The 4,658-nt window shown below is 71.0% G+C and carries 4 protein-coding genes; 2 read left to right on the top strand and 2 right to left on the bottom strand.

Features of this window, described 5'->3' with window-relative positions:
* Nucleotides 1-136: 136 nt before the first annotated feature.
* Nucleotides 137-1,828 carry a DNA repair protein RecN gene (gene recN / locus B4M60_RS02245; protein ID WP_291079882.1) on the top strand — a complete coding sequence of 564 codons (1,692 nt, stop codon included), beginning with the start codon at nucleotides 137-139 and terminating at the stop codon, nucleotides 1,826-1,828.
* A 122-nt stretch (nucleotides 1,829-1,950) separates the two neighbouring features.
* Here recN and B4M60_RS02240 read toward each other — a convergent pair whose 3' ends face one another.
* Nucleotides 1,951-2,667, bottom strand: a complete 717-nt coding sequence (locus B4M60_RS02240; protein WP_291079880.1) for a TetR/AcrR family transcriptional regulator — start codon at nucleotides 2,665-2,667, stop codon at nucleotides 1,951-1,953.
* Nucleotides 2,668-2,788: 121 nt separating this feature from the next.
* Here B4M60_RS02240 and B4M60_RS02235 point away from each other — a divergent pair, with 121 nt between their 5' ends.
* Nucleotides 2,789-3,703: an NAD-dependent epimerase/dehydratase family protein gene (locus B4M60_RS02235; RefSeq protein ID WP_291079878.1), complete on the top strand. Its 915-nt coding sequence runs from the start codon at nucleotides 2,789-2,791 to the stop codon at nucleotides 3,701-3,703.
* 20 nt (nucleotides 3,704-3,723) lie between these two features.
* On the opposite strand, the gene nadC is transcribed toward B4M60_RS02235, so the two are convergent.
* Nucleotides 3,724-4,569: a carboxylating nicotinate-nucleotide diphosphorylase gene (nadC, locus tag B4M60_RS02230; RefSeq protein ID WP_291079876.1), complete on the bottom strand. Its 846-nt coding sequence runs from the start codon at nucleotides 4,567-4,569 to the stop codon at nucleotides 3,724-3,726.
* Nucleotides 4,570-4,658 lie beyond the last annotated feature (89 nt).

The following is a 4,658-nucleotide window of genomic DNA, read 5'->3' as shown; positions in this document are numbered from 1 at the left end:
ACCCGCGGGGAGCACATGCTGCTGCTGGCGCGCATGTCGAACGCGCCCTTTACCGACCGCCTCGTCCGCAAGTTCGCCCTGCCGATCGACGGCTGGCGCGACGCCGGACGCCTGAGGAACGCGCCCGAGGAACCGCATGCTCACTGAGCTGCGGATCGTCAACGTCGGCGTCATCGACGACGCCGTGCTGGAGCTCGGGCCGGGCTTCACCGCCGTCACGGGTGAAACCGGCGCCGGCAAGACGATGGTTGTCACCGGCCTCGGCCTGCTGCTCGGCGGCAAGGGCGAGGCGCGCCTGATCCGCCACGGTGCGGCCCGCGCCGTCGTCGAGGGGCGCCTGACCGCCACCGACGCCGCGCTCGTGACCGCCGTCGATGCGCTCGGCGGCGAGCTCGACGGCGATGAGGTCTTGCTCGCGCGGCAAGTGACCCCCAGCCGCTCCCGGTCGTTCGTGGGGGGCGCCCAGGTGCCCACGCCCGCGGCGGCCGAGCTGATGGCCGAGCGGGTCACGATCCACGGTCAGTCGGAGCAACTGCGGCTCGCGACGCCCGAGCGGCAACGGCAACTGCTCGATGACTTCATGGGCGCCGAGGGTGCCGCCGCGCTGACACGCTACGCGTCCGACTACGCCACCTGGCGGGCGGCCCGCACCGAACTCGACGCGCTGGTCAGCCAGGCGGCCGCTCGCTCCCGCGAGTTGGACGCCCTGACGTTCGGGTTGGACGAGATCGCTGCCGTCGACCCCGTCCCGGACGAAGACGTCACGCTCGCCGCCGAGGCCAACCGCCTGCAGGCCGTGGACGATCTGCGTCTCTCGGCCCGTGCCGCCCTCGTGGCGCTCGCAGGCGACGAGGACAACTCAGACGAAGCCCCCGACGCCATCGGGTTGATCGCGGTGGCCCGCAAGGCCGCCCAGCTCGCCGCGGAACGCGACGCCAGCGCCACGGAGATCGCCCAGGGGCTCGCCGACGTCGGATACCAGGTGAACGACCTCGCGGGGCGCTTGTCGAGCTACCTGGCGTCCCTGGAGGCCGATCCGCTGCGTTTGGAGTGGATCGCGGGCCGCCGCGCGCAGCTGCAGGGCCTCACCCGCAAGTACGGCACCGACATCAACGCCGTCCTGGCCTGGTCGGCGGAGTCGGCGGCCCGGGTGGCCGAGCTTTCCTCCAGCGATGAGCGCATTGCCGGGCTCAGGGAGAACGTCCAGGCGCTGGAGTCCGCGCTGACGGCGCAAGCGTCCGTGTTGACCGCACTTCGGGTGGCGTCCGCGACCACGCTCTCCAACGCCGTCAAAGACGAGTTGGCCGCCCTGGCGCTGCCGCACGCCCGTCTGGAGTTCGTCGTGACCTCGGGCGACAAGCTCGGGCCCACAGGTGTGGATTCGGTGGCGCTGCTGTTCTCGGCCAACCCTGGCTCGGCGCTCGGCCCGCTCGGACGGGTGGCCTCGGGTGGCGAGTTGTCGCGCGTCCGACTGGCGCTCGAGGTCGTGTTGGCGACCGGCAGCGAGGGGCAAACCTTCGTCTTCGACGAGGTCGACGCGGGGGTCGGCGGGGCCACGGCCCTCGAGATCGGGCGCCGGCTGGCGCGTCTCGCCGAGCACGCCCAGGTCATCGTGGTCACCCACCTCGCCCAGGTCGCGGCCTTCGCCGATCGGCATTACGTCGTCATCAAGGCCGACGACGGCCAGGTCACCACCTCGGGCATCGCCGAGGTCGCGGGCGACGGACGGGTGTCGGAGTTGGCGCGCATGATGGCCGGGCTCGAATCCTCGAAGTCGTCGCGAGCGCACGCCGCCGAACTGTTGGCCGAGGCCTCACGCAAGAGCTGAGGGCGCCGCCCTCCGACCTTGCTGGCGGTAAGCGTCCTTGCTGGCGCGAATATCGCCAGCAAGGATCACTAGCCAGCAACGTTGGTTGTCGGGGCATGGCGTCCGCAGCGTGGGGGTGGGCGTCAGGCGGGCGGACCGCCCAGGAGGACGAACCACTGGTCGATCACGTAGTCGAAGTAGGTGTCCCGGTCGGCGAAGGCCCCCTCGTACTGGCCAAACAGCTCGAACGAGATCGCGCCGAACATCCCGGCCCACGCCATCAGCCCGCGCAGCAGCAAATCGTCGGGGACGCCCTCGCCGACGAACGCGCGCGTGCTCTCCAGCGAGGCGGAGAGGCTCTCAGGGACCGCCACCGGGACGGGCACGCTGCCGCCGGCCGTGGCGAGAGGCACGAGGAGGGCAGCGAACGATCCCGTGACCCGGGAGGCTGGCGCGACGGTGTCTTGGGGGGCGCGGTAGCCGGGCACGGGGGAGCCGTACAGCAGGGCGTAGTCGTGGGGATGGGCGAATGCCCAGCCGCGGATGGCGCGCCAGACGGCCCGCCACCGAGCCTCGAGATCGTCCTGGTCGGGGACCGACGCGTTCGCGGCCTCAGCCACATCGGCCAAGGCCGAATAGGACTCCAAAATCAGTTCGGTGAGCAACGCATCCCGGCTCGGGACGTAGCGGTAGACCGCGGAGGAGACCATGCCGAGCTCCCGGGCGATGGCCCGCAGCGAAAGCCCGGCGGCGCCCTCGGAGGCCAGCTGGCGGCGACCTTCGGCGCGGATGCGAGCCGTCACCTCGCGGCGCGCGGTGGCGCGGATTCCCAGTGCCGGGGCTCCCGGAGAGGTGCTCATGGGTCCGATCGTGCCGCAAACCGAGAGCGGGTGCAACAAAGCAGAGCGGTGCTCTTGCTTCCCCGTTCGAGCTCTGACATCATCGAATCGAGAGCACCGCTCACATTTTCAAGGAGTCACCATGTATCACCTCGTTCTCGGCGCCGGTCCCGTGGGCCGCCAGACCGCACAAATCTTGGCTGGCAACGGCGAACGCGTCGTGCTGGCCTCGCGTTCCGGTGCCGGGCCGACCTTGGCGGGCGTCGAGCGCCGCGCCCTGGATGCCGGGGACGCGACAGTCGTCACCGAGGCGGCCACGGGCGCGGTGGCGCTGTACAACTGTCTGAACCCCGTCCACTACCACCGCTGGGACACCGAGTGGCCGCCGCTGGCGAACGCCGCCCTCGCAGCCGCGGAGCGTAGCGGCGCCGTGCTGGTGACCACCTCGAACCTCTACGCCTACGGGCGTCCGTCCGGGCCCATGGTCGAGGGGCAGCCCGACGCGGCGACCGACGTGAAGGGGCGGGTGCGGGCCGAGATGTGGGCTGCGGCGCTGGCGGCCCATCAGGCCGGGCGGGTGCGGGCCGTCGAGGTTCGCGCTGCGGATTACCTCGGTCCAGGCGTTGGTGGTGGTGGCGTCGTGACACGCTTGGTGCCCACCCTCGCTACCGGCGGCAAGGCGACGAGCATCGGCGACCTGGATCAACCCCGCACGTGGACCGACGTCCGCGATGTGGCTCGCACGCTGGTGGCCGCCGCGACGAATCCTGACGCGCACGGGCGGGTGTGGCACGTGCCCAGCAACGACGTCCGCACCCAGCGCCAGGTGCTGACCGAGCTAGCCGCTCAGGTCGGCAACAACGCACCGAGCCTCGGTGCCTATTCGCCGACGACCATGGCGATCTTGGGGTTGTTCATTCCGGTGCTCCGCGAGATGCGTGCCATCGAGTGGCAGTTCAACGCGCCGTGGATCATGGATTCCACGGCCGCTCAGCGTGCGTTCGGCTTGGCCCCGACGCCATGGAAGGACGTCGTCCGCGAGTCTGCGCTGGCGTAACGAGCCGTGGCGGGATCGCCTCAGGAGACGAAGTCCAGCCCGATGTCGAGGACCTTCGCCGAGTGCGTCAGCCAGCCCACGCTGATGAGGTCGACGCCGGCCTCGGCAATCGGGACCGCCGCCTCGGGCGTGATGCGCCCGGAGGCCTCGGTGATGAGGCGACCGTCCACGATGGCGACGGCCTGGCGCAGCAGGTCGGGGCCCATGTTGTCGAGCAGCACGGCGTCCACGGGCAGCGTCACGAGTTCGCGCAGCTGCTCGAGGTTGTCGACCTCGACCTCAACCTTCACGAGGTGCCCGATGTTCTCCCGCACGCGTCGCACCGCTTCGGAGACCGAGCCGGCCGCGGCGATGTGGTTGTCCTTGATGAGGACGGCGTCGTCGAGGCCGAACCGGTGATTCTGGCCGCCGCCGCAGCGGACCGCATGCTTCTGCAGCGCCCGGAGGCCCGGGATGGTCTTGCGGGTGTCGGCCACGTGGGCGGACGTGTGCGCGATGGCGTCGGCGATGCGCGCGGTGCCGGTGGCGACGCCGGAGAGGTGCCCGAGGAAGTTCAAGGCCACGCGCTCGCCGGTCAGCAGGCCGCGGGTGTGGCCGGTGATGGTGGCGATGACGTCGCCCGGGACGACACGCGAGCCGTCGGGCTTGGCGACCGACACGGTGATGGACGGATCCACCAGGCGCCAGGCCAAGAGGGCGCAATCGACGCCCGCCACGACCCCGGGGTCGCGGACCACCAACTGCACGGTCGAGACGTCATCGGCGTCGAAGATCGAATCCGTGGTGACGTCGCCGGCCCGCCCGAGATCTTCCAGGAGGGCGGCCCGGACGAGGGGCTCGATGACCAGCGACGGCAGCGACCTCATGCCACGCTCCGCAACGGGAGATCGCTAATCGTCACGAGCGTGTGCTTCAGTGGACGCTCGTCGGGGTAGTCCGTGCGCCAGTGGCCGCC

Origin of the sequence: Dietzia sp. UBA5065 (assembly GCA_002415925.1) — a bacterium.
GTDB lineage: Bacteria > Actinomycetota > Actinomycetes > Mycobacteriales > Mycobacteriaceae > Dietzia.
This window is presented reverse-complemented; position numbering and strand designations above follow the sequence as displayed.